This is a genomic window from Pseudonocardia bannensis (assembly GCF_012911875.1).
Lineage (GTDB): Bacteria > Actinomycetota > Actinomycetes > Mycobacteriales > Pseudonocardiaceae > Pseudonocardia > Pseudonocardia bannensis.
In genome coordinates, this window is sequence record NZ_JAAXKZ010000132.1 from 1 (window position 1) to 16,552 (window position 16,552).

General features: G+C 69.4%; 11 protein-coding genes, 3 rRNA genes and 1 pseudogene. 10 read left to right on the top strand and 5 right to left on the bottom strand.

The annotated features are described in order from the left end of the window. From HF519_RS25135 to thpR, 5 genes are all read left to right on the top strand, one after another. A 16S ribosomal RNA gene (locus HF519_RS25135) occupies window positions 1-120 on the top strand; the annotation flags it as partial. A gap of 258 nt (window positions 121-378) precedes the next feature. Then, window positions 379-3,500, top strand: a 23S ribosomal RNA gene (locus tag HF519_RS25140). Window positions 3,501-3,632: 132 nt separating this feature from the next. After that, window positions 3,633-3,749: ribosomal RNA gene (gene rrf, locus HF519_RS25145) — 5S ribosomal RNA — on the top strand. Between the two features lie 370 nt (window positions 3,750-4,119). Then, a complete protein-coding gene (locus HF519_RS25150; RefSeq protein WP_246245131.1) occupies window positions 4,120-4,482 on the top strand; it encodes an Hsp20/alpha crystallin family protein in 363 nt (120 codons plus the stop codon). 90 nt (window positions 4,483-4,572) lie between these two features. Beyond that, complete coding sequence (thpR, locus tag HF519_RS25155; protein ID WP_169415477.1) at window positions 4,573-5,133, top strand: RNA 2',3'-cyclic phosphodiesterase; 561 nt, start codon at window positions 4,573-4,575, stop codon at window positions 5,131-5,133. Window positions 5,134-5,240: 107 nt separating this feature from the next. Here the strand turns inward: thpR and HF519_RS25160 are convergent, their stop codons facing one another. From HF519_RS25160 to HF519_RS25180, 5 genes are all read right to left on the bottom strand, one after another. Next, window positions 5,241-6,491, bottom strand: a complete 1,251-nt coding sequence (locus tag HF519_RS25160) for an extracellular catalytic domain type 1 short-chain-length polyhydroxyalkanoate depolymerase (RefSeq protein WP_169415478.1) — start codon at window positions 6,489-6,491, stop codon at window positions 5,241-5,243. Window positions 6,492-6,578: 87 nt separating this feature from the next. Beyond that, on the bottom strand, window positions 6,579-7,007 hold the full coding sequence (locus HF519_RS25165) for a ribbon-helix-helix domain-containing protein (RefSeq protein WP_169415479.1): 429 nt from the start codon (window positions 7,005-7,007) through the stop codon (window positions 6,579-6,581). A gap of 215 nt (window positions 7,008-7,222) precedes the next feature. After that, window positions 7,223-8,248 carry an ester cyclase gene (locus HF519_RS25170; protein WP_169415480.1) on the bottom strand — a complete coding sequence of 342 codons (1,026 nt, stop codon included), beginning with the start codon at window positions 8,246-8,248 and terminating at the stop codon, window positions 7,223-7,225. A 171-nt stretch (window positions 8,249-8,419) separates the two neighbouring features. Beyond that, window positions 8,420-9,049, bottom strand: a complete 630-nt coding sequence (locus tag HF519_RS25175; RefSeq protein ID WP_169415481.1) for a hypothetical protein — start codon at window positions 9,047-9,049, stop codon at window positions 8,420-8,422. Between the two features lie 168 nt (window positions 9,050-9,217). Continuing rightward, a complete protein-coding gene (locus HF519_RS25180) occupies window positions 9,218-10,300 on the bottom strand; it encodes a helix-turn-helix transcriptional regulator (protein ID WP_169415482.1) in 1,083 nt (360 codons plus the stop codon). 203 nt (window positions 10,301-10,503) lie between these two features. On the opposite strand from HF519_RS25180, the gene HF519_RS25185 reads away from it, so the two are divergent. From HF519_RS25185 to HF519_RS25205, 5 genes and pseudogenes are all read left to right on the top strand, one after another. After that, complete coding sequence (locus tag HF519_RS25185) at window positions 10,504-10,971, top strand: hypothetical protein (RefSeq protein ID WP_169415483.1); 468 nt, start codon at window positions 10,504-10,506, stop codon at window positions 10,969-10,971. 41 nt (window positions 10,972-11,012) lie between these two features. Beyond that, complete coding sequence (locus HF519_RS25190; RefSeq protein WP_169415484.1) at window positions 11,013-12,296, top strand: aromatic ring-hydroxylating oxygenase subunit alpha; 1,284 nt, start codon at window positions 11,013-11,015, stop codon at window positions 12,294-12,296. 76 nt (window positions 12,297-12,372) lie between these two features. Then, window positions 12,373-13,485, top strand: coding sequence for a 2Fe-2S iron-sulfur cluster-binding protein (locus tag HF519_RS25195; protein WP_169415485.1), 1,113 nt, complete (start codon window positions 12,373-12,375; stop codon window positions 13,483-13,485). A 127-nt stretch (window positions 13,486-13,612) separates the two neighbouring features. Continuing rightward, entirely contained in the window at window positions 13,613-13,900 is a 288-nt protein-coding gene (locus HF519_RS25200) for a hypothetical protein (protein ID WP_169415486.1), read from the top strand. A gap of 392 nt (window positions 13,901-14,292) precedes the next feature. Continuing rightward, window positions 14,293-16,552, top strand: a pseudogene (locus HF519_RS25205) (NAD-glutamate dehydrogenase); the annotation flags it as partial.

Here is a 16,552-nt window from a genome sequence, read left to right on the forward strand (position 1 = left end):
CACCCGAAGCCGACGGCCTAACCCGCTTGCGGGAGGGAGTCGTCGAAGGTGGGACCGGCGATTGGGACGAAGTCGTAACAAGGTAGCCGTACCGGAAGGTGCGGCTGGATCACCTCCTTTCTAAGGATCGTCACCTGATGTCTCGCCCCCCATCCGACCGGCGTCAGCCGTGTACCGATGGTGGGAGCGACGGTGTGGAACGCAAAGACCATTCGATTCGGCGACCGCGACCGCTACCACGGTTTCGGCGGCTCGGCACACTGTTGGGTCCTGAGAGGACACCTGGTCTTCTCTGTGACCACTACCCGGCCGGACGGGAAGTCGCGGGTGTGTGGTTGTGTGTTGAGTGTTGCATAGTGGATGCGAGCATCTTGTTGTAAGCAAGTGTGTAAGGGCATACGGTGAATGCCTGGGCATCAGGAGCCGATGAAGGACGTGGGAGGCCGCGATAGGCCTCGGGGAGCTGCCAACCGAGCTGTGATCCGAGGATCTCCGAATGGGGAAACCCGGCATCCGTCATGGGGTGTCACCGGCAGCTGAATCCATAGGCTGTCGGAGGGAACGTGGGGAAGTGAAACATCTCAGTACCCACAGGAAGAGAAAACAACCGTGATTCCGTGAGTAGTGGCGAGCGAAAGCGGAAGAGGCTAAACCCGCGCCGTGCCAAGCTGACAGGCGTTGCGGCGCGGGGGTAGTGGGACGGATCCGTGGAAAGGCTGTCACCTTTCCGAGAGGTGTGCGTGCGGTTAGCGGAAGGCGTCTGGAAAGCGTCGGCGTAGAGGGTGACACCCCCGTACGCGAAAACCGGACGTACGCCTCTGGGGTCCGCTTCCCGAGTAGCAGCGAGCCCGTGGAATTCGCTGTGAATCCGGCGGGACCACCCGTCAAGCCTAAATACTCCCTGGTGACCGATAGCGGACGAGTACCGTGAGGGAACGGTGAAAAGTACCCCGCGAGGGGAGTGAAATAGTACCTGAAACCGTGTGCCTACAAGCCGTCAGAGCCTTTCGGGGTGATGGCGTGCCTTTTGAAGAATGAACCTGCGAGTTATGCTTCGTGGCGAGGTTAACCCGTGTGGGGTAGCCGTAGCGAAAGCGAGTCCGAATAGGGCGTCCGAGTCGCGGGGTGTAGACCCGAAGCGGAGTGATCTACCCATGGCCAGGGTGAAGCGCCGGTAAGACGGCGTGGAGGCCCGAACCCACCAGGGTTGAAAACCTGGGGGATGAGCTGTGGGTAGGGGTGAAAGGCCAATCAAACTCCGTGATAGCTGGTTCTCCCCGAAATGCATTTAGGTGCAGCGTCGCGTGGTGGATGCCGGAGGTAGAGCACTGGATGGGCTAGGGGGCCGACAAGCTTACCGAACTCAACCAAACTCCGAATGCCGGTATTCCTAGCGTGGCAGTGAGACTGCGGGGGATAAGCTTCGTAGTCGAGAGGGAAACAGCCCAGATCACCGGCTAAGGCCCCTAAGCGTGCGCTAAGTGGGAAAGGATGTAGGATCGCAGAGACAGCCAGGAGGTTGGCTTAGAAGCAGCCATCCTTGAAAGAGTGCGTAACAGCTCACTGGTCGAGTGGTCCTGCGCCGACAATGTAGCGGGGCTCAAGCGCACCGCCGAAGCCGTGGCATCGTCGCATTGATCCGCCGGCGCCCCTGTGGTGCTGGTGTAGTCGCGACGATGGGTAGGGGAGCGTCGCGCATCCGGCGAAGCCGCGGGGTGACCCAGTGGTGGAGGGTGTGCGAGTGAGAATGCAGGCATGAGTACGCGAGAGCAGAGTGAGAACCTCTGCCGCCGAATGACCAAGGGTTCCTGGGCTAGGCTAATCCGCCCAGGGTGAGCCGGGACCTAAGGCGAGGCCGACAGGCGTAGTCGATGGACAACGGGTTGATATTCCCGTGCCCGTGACAGTGCGTCCCTGACGAACCCGGTGAAACTGCTCATCCGAACCCGCCCGGTCCCCTTCGGGGGACCGTGGACGGGGGAGCGTGAGCAGCGGATCCGGTAGTAGTCAAGCGATGGGGTGACGCCGGAGGGTAGTCCCGCCAGTGAATGGTAGTACTGGTGTAAGCCCGTAGCCCGACATCCAGGCAAATCCGGATGTCATTAAAGGGTGAGAGGCGATGCATAGCCGATTGAGGCGAAGCAGGATGATCCCATACGGCCGAGAAAAGCCTCTAGCGAGTGCTGTCGCGGCCCGTACCGCAAACCGACACAGGTGGTCAGGTAGAGAATACCGAGGCGATCGAGCTAACTGTGGTCAAGGAACTCGGCAAACTGCCCCCGTAACTTCGGGAGAAGGGGGGCCGCTTCGCCTGAAGCCCCTCGCGGGCTAGGGTGGGGCGGCCGCAGAGACCAGGCCCAAGCGACTGTTTACTAAAAACACAGGTCCGTGCGAAGTCGCAAGACGATGTATACGGACTGACGCCTGCCCGGTGCTGGAACGTTAAGGGGACCCGTTAGCTCCCTTCGGGGGGCGAAGCGGAGAACTTAAGCGCCAGTAAACGGCGGTGGTAACTATAACCATCCTAAGGTAGCGAAATTCCTTGTCGGGTAAGTTCCGACCTGCACGAATGGCGTAACGACTTGGGCGCTGTCTCGACCACAGGCTCGGCGAAATTGCACTACGAGTAAAGATGCTCGTTACGCGCGGCAGGACGGAAAGACCCCGGGACCTTTACTACAGCTTGGTATTGGTGCTCGGTTCGGCTTGTGTAGGATAGGTGGGAGACTGAGAAGCGGCCACGCCAGTGGCCGTGGAGTCGTCCTTGAAATACCACTCTGGTCGAACTGGGTGTCTCAACCTCGGGCCATGATCTGGCCCAGGGACAGTGCCTGGTGGGTAGTTTAACTGGGGCGGTTGCCTCCCAAAATGTAACGGAGGCGCCCAAAGGTTCCCTCAGCCTGGTTGGCAATCAGGTGTTGAGTGTAAGTGCACAAGGGAGCTTGACTGTGAGACAGACATGTCGAGCAGGGACGAAAGTCGGGACTAGTGATCCGGCACCGCCTGGTGGAAGGGGTGTCGCTCAACGGATAAAAGGTACCCCGGGGATAACAGGCTGATCTTGCCCAAGAGTCCATATCGACGGCATGGTTTGGCACCTCGATGTCGGCTCGTCGCATCCTGGGGCTGGAGTAGGTCCCAAGGGTTGGGCTGTTCGCCCATTAAAGCGGTACGCGAGCTGGGTTTAGAACGTCGTGAGACAGTTCGGTCCCTATCCGCCGCGCGCGCAGGAGACTTGAGGAAGGCTGTCCCTAGTACGAGAGGACCGGGACGGACGAACCTCTGGTGTGCCAGTTGTCCCACCAGGGGCACGGCTGGTTGGCTATGTTCGGAAGGGATAACCGCTGAAGGCATCTAAGCGGGAAGCTCGTTCCAAGATGAGGTCTCCCACCACCTCGCGTGGTTAAGGCCCCCAGCAGACCACTGGGTTGATAGGCCAGAGATGGAAGCCCGGCAACGGGTGGAGTCGACTGGTACTAATAGGCCGAGGGCTTGCCACAACAGGCTTATTCGCATCCACTGTGCGACCCTGAGCACACAACCATTGTGTGGTCGGGTGCGGGAACCGCGTCCACGTGAGATGGCCACGCCGTGTCGGGCGCACCGGCCGGGGTGGATAAATTGATAATGTTGCCGGTGGTCACAGCGGCGGGGAAACGCCCGGTCCCATCCCGAACCCGGAAGCTAAGCCCGCCTGCGCCGATGGTACTGCACTCGCCAGGGTGTGGGAGAGTAGGTCGCCGCCGGCACCATAGTTCGAAGAATTGCACCACGTCCCCGCCGACCGGCGGGGACGTCGTGCTGTCGGACCGCATCTGGTTGCCCCAGCGCTACCGATCTCCACGGTCCTGGCGGGCCGGTATCCGTGGCCCGATCTCGTACCTGCAGGACGAGATCCCGGGGTCGGCGGGGCCGGAGAATGGCTGCGCTCCGATCGCACGGGAGCCGCTCCCGGGATTCTCGCGCAGGAGTACTGGCCGTCAGCGGCGGTCAGTGACGATGGCTGCCGAGTGTGGAAGGAAGACGGCGATGGCGTTGCTGAGTTCGGATCCGCTACACGGTCGTGAAGGATGGGCCCAGCAGCAGGGTGCCGGGGCACGAGCCGCACGGTCCATACCGATGGAGGTCATCCGTCGGGGCGATCAGGTCTTGGCCTACTTCGACCTGCCGGGGGTGGCGCCCTCCGACGTCGACATCATGATCGAGCGCAACTCCGTGACCATCCGGGCCGAACGGCACCCCGCCCACCAGGAGGGGGACGAGGTGATCGTCAACGAGAGGTACTACGGACCCCTCATGCGGCAGGTCTTCCTCGGCGACAGCCTGGATCTGGGTGCGATGTCGGCGGCGTACGAGATGGGTCAACTGGCCCTGACGATCCCGGTCTCGGAGCAGGCGAAACCCCGCCGGATCCCGGTCCGAGCCCGCGGGGGCGGAGCACAGCAGGTCACCGGGACCGAGGCCGGCGCGACCACCGGCTGAGCCTGCGGGCCCCGGCGCCGGATCGACCGCGCGTGACCGCGTGCGCCGGCGAACACGGAGGTCCGCAGGCCACGTGCGACCATCCTGGCCGTGCGGTTGTTCGTCGCGCTCACCCCGCCCCCCGACGCGGTCGATGAGCTCTGGACGGCGAGGGAGGTGCTGCGCACCGACCGGTCGGGGCTGCGCTGGACCCGGCCGGAGCAGTGGCACCTGACCCTCGCATTCCTCGGTGAGGTCGACGACGCGACCCTCGAGGACCTCACCGAGCGGCTGGCCCGGGTGGCGGCCCGGCATCCGCCGCTCGAGCTGTCGCTGGGTGGTGGCGGCCGCTTCGGCGACCGGGTGTTGTGGACACGGGTGCGCGGGGAGACCGACGGGCTACGACGGCTGGCCGCCTCGGTGCAGGCCGCGGCCCGTCGCGCCCGGCTGCCGGTCGAGGACCGTCCGTACCGCCCCCATCTCACCCTCGCCCGCCGGGCCGGCGCGCACACCGATCTGCGCCCGGCAGCCACCGAGCTGGCCGGCTTCGCGGGCCGCCCGTGGACGGCCGAGGAACTGCACCTGGTGCGCAGCCACCTGGGAGCCGGCCCCGGCGGCACCGCCCGGCACGAGCCGGTCGTCTCGTGGCAGCTCGGCCTCCGGGGGGCCTGAGCACAGTGGCCGCGAGGCCGGTCTGCCCGCGGCGCCGCGGCGTCCGGGCGGCGCCCGCGCCGGCGGCGAGGCATTCGCCCGCCGCGTGGTGGCCGGCCCCGCCCGGGTCAGCCCCCGGCCCGTGCTGCGCCCGGCGACGGCGGGCTCGTGCGGTGGGCGAGGAAGAACCGGACCATCTCCGCGGACGCATCGGGGCCCAGCGGATCGGTGTACGAGCCGACCGGGCTGCCTCCGTACCACGCGTGCCCACCGCCGTGCACCGTCCAGCACTCGGCGAGGATCGAGCCCGCTGCGTCGGTGTGGACCATCCGGGTGCAGGGGCGGCGGCCCGGCACCGAGTCGCGCACCGTCCGCGGCTCGGGGACGCCGGCCGCCGCCAGGCGGGCGACGACGAGGTTCTCGGCGTTCACCGGCGCGACGATGCCGTCGCGGTCACCGTGGAACACGATCAGCGGTACCGCGCCACCCGGAGGCGGGGCGCCACCGGTCCGCATGGCGGCGAAGGCGGAGGGGACGTCGTGGGCGGCGCCGTAGGCGATGCCGGAGTGCACCCCGGCCGCCGCGTAGAGGTCGGGGTAGGTCGCCGCCATGACCGCGGCCATCGCGCCCCCGGCGGACAGCCCGGCGACGTAGACCCGGCCGGGGTCGACGGCGTGGTCGGCCATGACCTGACGGGTGATGCCGGCGATGATGGCAGGCTCGCCGCCGCCGGCCTGCTGGTCGGTGGGGGCGAACCAGTTCCAGTAGCCCCCGCTGTTGGCCGCACCGGACTGCTCGGGGTAGGCGGCCAGGAACGTGTGCTGCTCGGCCAGGTCGTTCATGCGGGTGCCCGCGGCGAAGTCCGCGGCGTCCTGCGTACCGCCGTGCAGCATCACGACCAGCGGTACCGGTCCGCCGGTGTAGCCGGTGGGGACGTAGAGGTCGTAGCGCCGCGTCCCGTTCGCCTCGGTGTGGGTCAGATGGCGGACCTCGCCTCCGGGCGCCGCCGCGGCCTCGGCCGCGCTCGGACGTGCCGGTGCCCGGCCGAGGGCGGCGGGCAGGTCGCCGAGGGGCAGGCGCGGCAGCCCCGCGGGAAGGCCGGCGCCCGGTTTCGGGGTCAGCCCCGAGCCCAGCGCCGATGCCAGCGCCGCGCGGAGCCCGGCTGCCGGCCGGGGCGACGCCGGTTCGCCGGGTGGTGGGGGCCGTCGCGGGGTGCCGGGCCGGAGCGCTCCCAACCCGAGTCCGGGCCAGGATCCGGACGGCGGGGCCGCAGCGGCGGCGCCCAAGGTGCGCTGCAGCAGCGCGGTCGCCTCCGTCAGCCGTCCGGCGCGGGTGAGCCGCAGCGCTTCAGCCATCGCGGCATTGCGGTCGTGGTCCATGGTGGCCCCTTCCGGGTGCGGTTCGACGACGGCCGGCGCCGTGTCATGGCTGCTGACCTGCGCCCGGCCCGCCGGTCGCGTGTCCGCTCACGTCGTCCGATGGGCGAGGGCGGCCTTGACCTCGCGCGGGGCCCGGAAGGCCCCGAGGACCTCGACCGACGCGATCGTCGCCAGCGCGAGCTCGGGCGTCACGTCGTCGGCGATGGTGGCGAGCCCGAGGACGCGTAGTTCGACGGTGCGTCCCTCGGCGCGGAGCTGCTCGAGGTACGGGCGGCTGAGGTGCTGTGTCCCGAGTGTGAGGGTCCTGCGCGCCACGGTGTCGGCGACCGCGCTCGACCGGCTCTCGAGCTGACGCCGGATGGCGGTGCGGATGAAGTCCGTGCGGTTGGCGTAGAAGCCCTCGTCGACGAGCAGGTCGATCTGGCCGAGGTCGACCAGGCCCACGTTGATCGTGATCTTCTCACTCTTCTCGATCTCCGCCACCGAGCCGCCCTCCTCCTGCCTGGCGCTGGCCATCTGTCCACCATCCCACAGGATGGTGGGTCGTCCCAGAGGTCGACGACGGCCGTTCGGAGCCGGCGGAACCAGGGAGGAGAACGCACGACGCCCGCATCGGTGGCCTCGGCCGAGCGTGCCCGGCGCCACCGCGTCAGCGGCGAACCGTGCCCAGGCGGAACTGCCGCTGCGTGCCGGTCGCGCAGCGGGAGTGCCTCACCTCGCGGGCCTCCTGGTCAGATGCCGGGACCGGGCGGGCCGAGAAGCTCGGAGAGGTCCAACTGGGCCCAGCACTCGGCGATCTTGCCGTCCTCCAGCCGGTAGAGCTCGAGGCCGGTGACGGTGACCGTCCGGTTGCTCGGCCGCATGCCGAACAGCTCGCCGGTGTGCGTACCGCGGCTCGTGAACCGGGTCGCGACCCGGTCGCCCTCGGCGAGCATGTCGTCGATGGTCGTCACCTGGTCGGGCAGGCCCGCCTTGACCTGTCGCGCCAGCTGTACCCAACCGTCGGCGTTAGCGGGGACCCCCGACGGCATCCCGTGTGCGACGAAGCCGGCGGCGAGCAGCTCGCGCATCGCGGGCTCGTCCGCACGGTCGAAGGCCTCGTTCAGGCGCCCGACGATCTGCTTGTTCGCGGCGCCGGAATCCGTCGTGGCCCGCTGGTCGGTTCCGTTCAGCAGCGCCGCCGCGCGGGGCGGCAAGGCCTCCCGGACGAGGTCGCGGGCCCGGTCGATCATCGCCAGCGGTGTCCCCACCAGGATGTTCCTCGAGGCGGACTCCACGCCCGGGTGCGGATGGGTCGGGGCCAGCGCCGTGGCGACCTTGGCGGCCGCGGCCATCGCCCTGCGGAGCGAGGGACGGGCCTGCTCACGGAGCTCGGTGAATTCGCTGCGCTCCTCGCTCTCGGCGTGCGCGATCACGGATTCCCGGAACCGCTGGAAAAGAGGAATGAATTCGGGCGATTCGGGACCGAGGGAGTCGAGCTTGACGAGGATCTGCTTGGCGTCGCGCTCCTCCTCGAGCCGGTCCTTCACCACGGCCGCAGCCCCGGCGACCCGCCGTCGGACGTAGGGATGCACGATCTCCTCCTCGACCGCCTCATGGACGGCCATGAGCCGTACCAGGCGCTGGAAGGGGTCGCCGCGGCCGGCGGGAGGCGCTGCCGCGACCTCGTCGCAGAGCTCGCGGATCAACTGGTGCTGACGGATCAGGAGAGCGACGACGTCGTTCTCGGGCCTCGTGTCGGTTCGTTGCGCATTCATCCCGACCTCCCCGTTCGTGAGCAGAAAAGGGTAGTCCCGGAGCCGGGAACGCAGCGGTCCGATGGCGAACCGAGAACGCGTCTCAGGCTGAATGCGGAGAAGTGGCGGGATCGGATTCCATCGGACGCCGGTGTGCCGGTTACGCCGTCCGGTCTCTTCCGCGCGGGCGGCTCACCCGTCGCCGGTCCGGCGGCGGCCGGACTGCTCCGCGAGCCGGTCCCGGACGACGGCCGGCTCCCAGCCCTCGTCCAGCGCGCGGAGGACCAGGTCGGCCCGGCTCTGCGGGGCGAGCCCGTCGACCGGCGGGTCACGATCGAGGTTCGTCGGGAACGGGTAGCCCTCGGCGCCGGCGGCGTGGATCAGCGCCGGGTTGAAGAAGACCGCGTCGCCGCAGCTCAGCGGCAGTTGGACGTGATGGGCGATCTGGGCCCTGCCTCCGGGGTTGACCACGTTGACCTGCGATGTGACCTGGTAGTTCGGGCCGGGCCACGCCGTCGAGACCAGCGCGAGGACGTCGTTGGCGTAGTAGTCGGCGACCCTCCCCGGCTCGCGGGCCGCCAGCTTCTCCAGCAGCGCGTTCCACACCCGGTGGTTGGCGCCGGGGGGCGTCGGACAGGGCCTGCACGAGCTCGGCCTGGACCGTGCGGCGCCCGGCCGCCGTCCCGACCTCCCTCGCAGGCGCTCGGCGTCGTAGATCAGGACGTTCTGGACCACGGATTCGGCGTGCGGGTGGTCCGCCCGGTCGGTGCGCTCGTGGACGACCGCGAGGAGGTCCTCGAACCGGCAGTCGCCCGGGCCCACAGCAGCTCCGCAGCGGTTCGGGTGAACAGGGTCTCCACTCGTGGCCGTCGAGCATCCAGGTGGTCACGCCGTACACCACGCCCACCGCGGCGCCCCGGCCTCTGAGGACAGGGTCCCCGGTGCCGGGGCCGCAGGCCGTCACGGGGGCCTCGGTGACGACGGCGGCGCTCAGCGGGAGTCGAGCCCGGCCAGCGCCTCGGGCGAGAGCAGCAGCCCGTCCTGGATCGCTCGCCCGACCGCGGCCGCGCGGGTCGGGATGCCGAGCTTCTCCAGGATGTGCTCCACGTGCGCCTTCACCGTTCGGGCGGTCACCTGCAGGGTGCCGGCGATCTCGGCGTTCGAGCCCCCGTCGACCAGCAGGGTCAGAACCTCGAGCTCGCGTCGGGTGAGGTCGTGGGGCCGCTCGACCACGGTGGCCGTGAGGACGACGACCTGGTCGCGGCAACGGAACGAGCGGCACGCGTACCAGCCGCCGCCCGACGTCGGCCACAGGAACGCCGCGGTCCGCCGTGTCCCGCCGAGGAGCCGGCCGACCGTGCGGTGCAGACCGCCCCGCGGGTCGAGCAGTTCGGGGTCCGGCACGCCGCGGAGCGGGATGACGACGTCGTCGGGCAGGAGACCCACCGCGACGCAGTCGTCCGCCAGCGTCGACGCGAGCAGGCGGGCGGACTGCAGCGGGTCGATCACATTGGCGAGGGTGGGGGCCAGATAACCCACCACCGCACACGCCTCGTCGGACGGGTGGTCGTAGTCGCCGTCGGAGATGTCGATGAAACCCACGTACCGGCCGTCGGCGGTGACCAACGTGCTCAGCAGGCCCTCGACGAGCCCGGCGGGATCGAAGTACTCCGCCACGCAGCGCAGGCTCCGCGGGTCGACCGGCAGGTCACGCTCGCGCACCGGCCAGCCCCGTCGCGGCAGCCCGAACGGCTCGATCATCTCGGCGTGGAACTCGCCGCCGTTGAGGTACGCCACCAGCGACGCCGAGTAGCCCTGGTTGGTGACGACCCGACGGTGCCCGCTCGCCGGGTCCACGGCCGAGACCATGGCGCCCTCGATGGGGATCAGCGTCCCGAGATGCTCGAGGATCTCCTGCATCCGCTCCGCCGCGGGGGCGGCGGAGGAGGCCACCGCACTGATGCGGGAGATCGCTGCCAGTGCCTGCCCCCCGACGAGTGCGCCGGGGCTCGCCGGCATCGCGCGGACACCGCCACCGGGTTGCGGGGGGACCGTGGCGCTGCAGTCCCTCATCCGGCCGTCCTCTTTCCGGTGGTGGTGGCGCGGCGTTCGGGACCGCTGAGGCGGAACCGTCCCACGGGTAACCGCACCGGACAAGTGGCCGATCGGCCGATATCCGCCATCAGCGGCGGTTCGGTCGATCGGCCAATTGCTCGAGGATCGGGCACGTGCGAAAAATGCGCCGCACGGGAAACCATTCCGATGAGGAGAGATGCATGGCAGCGCAGCATGTGGAGATCGCCGCCGGGGGCAACGCCGACTGGAGCACCCCGGTGCGGGTCGACGATTCGCTCCTGCAGGCCTCCTACCAAGGCATCTTCATGGTCCGCTTCGCATTCGCCGACGGCCGGTCGCATTACCTGAAGATGCGCATCGTCGGCGTCGACGAGATGGACAACGACGGAGAGGTCCCGTCCGGGTTCGGGGCACTGGAATTCCAGGACGCCGACGGGCACCGGCTCCGTGGCCGCACCGACTGGTACCGCGCCGACGGTGCCGACCGTGGGACCTGGAGCTTCAACTCGGGAACGGGCAAGTGGGAAGGAGCCAGCGGCAAGGTCGAGATGCTGCTGAACTACATGGCCGACGACCTCGACGCCGAGCTCCCGCCGAAGGGGCCGATCCGCTTCGTCGGATTCATCGAGGGGGCCGGCGAGATCGATGCGCCCGGCCTTTCCCGGTAGTGAGCGATCCGATCGTCCCACCAGAGCAAGGAGGATAACGCGTGGCTGTGAGCGATTTCGTCCCCGTGCACGGTAATGGAAACGGAAACGGCGCACTCGGTGGTTCCCGCAACGGGAGTGCGAGCGCCCAGGAACTCATCGACCTCATCGTCGAGCACGCTTCCCGCCCGATGGAGGAGGCCCAGGCGCTGCCGGCCGAGTACTACACGAGCCACGCGCTGTACGAGCTGGAGGTCGAGCGCATCTTCAAGCGCGACTGGCTCTACGTCTGCCGGACCGACGAGGTGGCCGAACCCGGCGACTGGTTCGCGGCCGAGATCGCCGGTGAGCCGCTCGTGCTGGTCCGCGGCAAGGACAGGGTGATCCGGGCGTTCTCGCGGGTCTGCCCGCACCGTTTCATGGACATCCTCCGCGAGGACCGGGAGGAGGGACGCGAGCAGGGACATGCCGAGTCCTTCGTCTGCCCGTATCACTCGTGGTCGTTCAACACCGAGGGCGCGCTGACCGGTGCGCCGCTCATGAACCGGAGCACGCTGTTCGAGCGCGAACGCGAGCGTGGCTCCTACGGCCTGTCGGAGTACGCCACCGAGGTCTGGAACGGCTTCGTGTTCGTGAACTTCGATGCGAATGCCGGGCCACTCGCGCCGCGCTTCGCCGAACTGGAGGACGTCCTCGCGCCCTACCGGCTCGAGGAGTGGAAGCTGCTGGATCGTCTGGACTGGCCGGAGGTCCCGGCCACCTGGAAACTCGCGATGGACAACGGCCGCGAGTGTTACCACCACCAGGGCGCTCACAAGGAGTCCATCGAGCCTCTCTGGCCCGCGCATCTCGTGGATGCCGACACCACGGACTCGGAGTACTTCTACTACCACCGGATGTTCGTCGACCCCAATGGGGCGACCGGGGAGGAGGACGGGCACTACATCCAACCCGTCGTGCTCCCGCCGCTGGACGGGCTCACCCCTTACCAGCGTTCCCATTCCCTGCTGGTCGGTATCTATCCGACCATGTGGTTCTCACCGGGGCCCGACGTCCTGCTGGTCGCCAAGTGGTGGCCGACGGGCCCGGACTCACACAAGTTCGACCTCGCGGTCTGCGTCCACGAATCCAAGCTCGACCACCCGGATCTGGAGACGATCCGGGCCGAGACGAAGGAGTGGCTGCATCAGATCCAGCTCGAGGATGCGCGGATGGTGATGGGCATTCAGAGCATGCTCGGATCGGACCGGGCGAAGCAGCGGGGTGGTGCGCTGTCGCATCTGGAGCGGCCGATGTGGACGTTCCAGAAGTACATGGCCAAGCGTCTCGCAGGACTGGACGTCTAGCCCCTGACCACCGCATCGCAGGGCGTCCGCGGCCGGGCCGCGGACGCCCTGCGACCGCTGACGAGGAGAGATCGGCATGCCCCTCATCAGACGGCACCGGGACGAGATCGCCGCCTTTCAGGCGCGTCGCCGGGGTCGACCGTCCCTGCATTCCCTGGTGGTCGAGGAGATCAGGCCGCTCACCGACGATGCGGTGCTGGTCGCGTTCACCGTCCCCGATCATCTGCGCGAGGCCTACCGCTTCAAGCACGGGCAGCACGTCACCGTCGTGCACCGGACCGACGCAGGCGAGCTGCGCCGGTCGTACTCGATCTGTGCCCCGGCCGGGAGCGGCGGGCTGCGTGTCGCCATCCGCCGCGTCCCGGGGGGCGCCTTCTCCGGGTACGCGACCGAGCAGCTACGGGTCGGAGACACACTCGCCGTTCTGACGCCGACCGGCCGGTTCACCACGGAGCTCGACGCTGCGGCGGCGAAACACTACGTCGCCATCGCAGGCGGGAGTGGGATCACCCCGATCCTCTCCATGACCGTCACCATCCTCGAGGGCGAGCCGCAGAGCCGCGTGACGTTGCTCTACGCCAACCGGTCACCGAGCTCGACGATGTTCCTGGACGAGCTGGAGGCACTGCGCGACGTCCACGGTGCGCGCCTGTCGGTGTGTCACCACTGGTCCCGGGAGGCACCGGCCGGTGAGGCGGGCCCGCGCCGGCTGGGCCCCGACAGCGTGCGCGACCTGCTGGAGCGGTGCCCCCCGGTCGACGAGTGGATCATGTGCGGTCCGCTCGGACTCGTGCAGGGGATCGCCGCGACGCTCGAGGAGCACGGTGTCGACCAGAACACGATCCATCAGGAGCTGTTCACCGCGGCCGGCGTGGACGATCTGACCAACGGCCATGATCGTCCGCTGGTGCACAGCGAGGTGACCCTGCGGATGGACGGCGAGGATTCGACACTGACCCTGTCCTCACGAGGCGTGAGCGTGCTGGCCGCCGCGCTGCCGCTGCGGCCCGACCTCCCGTACTCGTGCTCGGACGGGATCTGCGCGACGTGCCGGGTGAAGGTGGTGGAGGGGCAGGTGGAGATGGATCGGTGCTCCGCCCTCGACCGGGCCGAGATCCGGCAGGGGTACGTGCTCGCCTGCCAGGCCCATCCGATCAGCGAACGGGTGCTGCTCGACTTCGACGCCTGAGCGGGCTGCGTCCGGATCGGGCGCCCGAGGGTGGGCCCGCCGGTGGCGCGTCGCGCGGGCGGCTCTCCGGGTCCGCGATAACCCTGCGATAACCCTCCGTTGTCCGTGGGTTTCGTACGCTTCGAGCATGACCCAGGTGGACCGGCCCCGGCCTCGCCCCCGTCTGCCCGGCACCAACGTGCGCTTCACGGTCCGCCAGCTGGTGCTCATCGCGACGACATGGATCATCGCGACGGCGATGGCGCTCCTGGTGGCAGCCGAGACGAAGCTCGGTCCCATCATGCTCCGACTCACCGAGGGGCACGGCGTGCACCTGGGTGACCTCGTCGCGCTGGCGGTCTGCTTCACCAGCGCACTGCTCATCACGGGCAGGGTCGCCGGCCCCGGCGGCCGCCGTTCGGGCGACCGCGGCTGAACCGGCGCCCCGGGCACCCGGCCCGAGCGGGACCCGTGGCCCTGACCCGAGCTGTGGAGACGCGCGGCGCCTGGAGCGTCGTGGTGGCCGGACACGCCGATCTGATCACCGCTGCCGACCGCCTCGCCATGCTCCGGCAGGCCGGGCTCACGTCGTGGGTCTCCCCGCACCCCACCGCCGCCGCGGCCGTCAGGGTCGAATCCGTCACGGGCCGTGCCGTGGGCCGCACCGCGGGTGGCGGGCGTGGTGCGACATCGACAGTGACCGGGAGCTCGCCGCCGGGCGTGAGGCGCCCGGGGCGGCCCCGTCCGTCATCACGCGCACCTGGTTAGTCATCGTCGATCCCCGCTAGGGTGGCCGGGCTCCCCACCGCATCGACTTCGGGGAGTGCGATGAGCCGGGCCAGCGATGAGACGGTCGCCGCGCCGGATGCTGCCGAGCCGGAACTGGCCGAGCTCTGCCGGCTCTACGCCCGGCACGCCCCGGCCGAAGCCCTCGGCTCGGACGATCCCGCCGAGGCCGCGGCCACCCTGATGGACGCCGCGCGCACCCACCGCCGCCTGGCCGGACGGCGGACACCCGGTGATCCGCTGATCGAGGTCCGCCGGCTCGCTGCGGCCACCGTCGTGGAGCTCGTCACCGAGGACATGCCGTTCCTCGTGGAATCGGTGCTGGCCGGCGTCGGCCGGATCGGAGCCCGGGTCCGCCGGGTCATCCATCCCGTCGTCGTGGTGCGCCGCACGGTCACCGGCGAGCTCGCCGGGGTGCTGACGGCGGCCGCTCCGGACACGCCACCGCCGGGCGCGCTGGCCGAGGTGTGGATGCGTCTCGAGCTGGATCCGTTCCCCGACGACGAGGTCGAGGATCTCGCAGCCGAGCTGCGTGAGGTGCTCAGCGACGTCCGGGAGGTCGTGGAGGACCGAGACCGGATGGCCGAGATCGCGCTCGGGGTGGCCGCCGACCTGGCCACCCGACCTCCCGGGTTGCCGACGGCGGAGGTGCAGGACGCCGCACGCCTGCTGGAGTGGCTGGTCGACGGGCATTTCACGTTTCTCGGTTACCGCCGCTACGAGCTCGACGGCGACGAGGAGCAGCCCTCGCTGCGCGCGGTGCTGGCGTCCGGGCTGGGGGTGCTGCGGCGGGACGAGCCGACCGGCCACATCGTCCCCCGCGCCTCGACCGCGGACGACGGCCCGCCCCCATTGCTGGTGCTCACCCGGGCGAGCGCGCCGAGCCGGGTGTTCCGCCCGGTCCACCCGCACCATCTCGGGGTCACGATCGTCGACGCAGAGGGCCGGGTCACCGGGGAGCACCGGTTCCTCGGCGTGCTCACCGTCGCCGCGCTGCACGAGAGCGTGCTGGACATCCCGGCCGTCGAGCGCCGGGTACGCGCGGCGATCCGCCGGGCGGGCTTCCCGCTGGAGTCCTACTCCGGGCAGCGGATGCTGGAGGTGATCTCCGAGTCGCCCCGCGAGGAGTTGTTCTGGGCCGGGGAGGAGAGCCTGCACGACACCGCGGTCGGCGTCCTGACGCTCACACAGCCGCGGCGGTTGCGCCTGTTCGTGCGGAGAGAGCCCTACCGGCGGTTCTTCTCCTGCCTGGTGTACCTGCCGCGCGACCGGTACACCACACGCATTCGGCTGGCCATGCAGAAGGTGCTGCTGCACGAGTTGAACGGCTGGCGGATCGACCACACCGTGCGGGTCGGCGAGTCGATCCTCGCCCTGGTGCATTTCACCGTCCAGGTCGATCCGTCGGCGCCCGACCCCGACCCTGTCCGGCTGCAGGGGCAGCTCGCCGCCGCGATCCTGACGTGGGACGACTGGGTGCTCGACATCGCCGGCGCCGGTGACGCCGAGATCGCCGGCGTCCTCGCGGGGGTGCCGGAGGGCTACAAGGACGACGTCGACCCGGTGCAGGCCCTCGCCGACCTGCGCCGTATCCGTGACCTGGGCGACGAGCCCGACCTGCGGTTGTCCTTCGAGCCCGAGGCGGGCGAACTGCGGTTCCGGCTCTTCCTGGCCGGCGAACCGGTCACGCTGTCCGCGGTGCTGCCGGTGCTGCAGAGCCTCGGGGTCGAGGTGCTCGACGAGCGACCCTACGAGATCGTCCGGCCGGACGGGCGCCGCTGCTGGCTCTACGACTTCGGGCTGCGGATCGACGAGGCCACCCGGCGTGCGATCGGCGGACGCAACCGCCGGGAGCTGGAACGCGGGTTCTGCGCCGCCTTCCGGGCGGCGTGGACCGGCGACGCCGAGACCGACGGGTTCAACGCCCTGGTGCTGCGCGCCGGTCTGGACTGGCGCGAGGCGGCGCTGCTGCGCGCCTACGCCCGCTTCGCCGCACAGCTGGGCACGCCCTTCGGGTCGTGGTACGTCGCGGAGACGCTGATCGCCCATCCCGTCGTGACCCGGGCGCTCGTACGGCTCTTCCGGGCCCGGTTCGATCCCTCGGTGAGTGATGCCGAGCGGGGGGTGCGGGTGGTGGAGGTGTTGGCGGTGGTGACCGGGTTGATCGATGAGGTGGCCGGTCTGGATGCGGATCGGATCCTGCGGGGTTATCTGGGGTTGGTCACGGCGACGGTGCGTACCAACTGGTTCCGGGGCCGGGGGTTTTTCTCGTTCAAGTTCGATCCGGGGGTGGTGGCGGAGA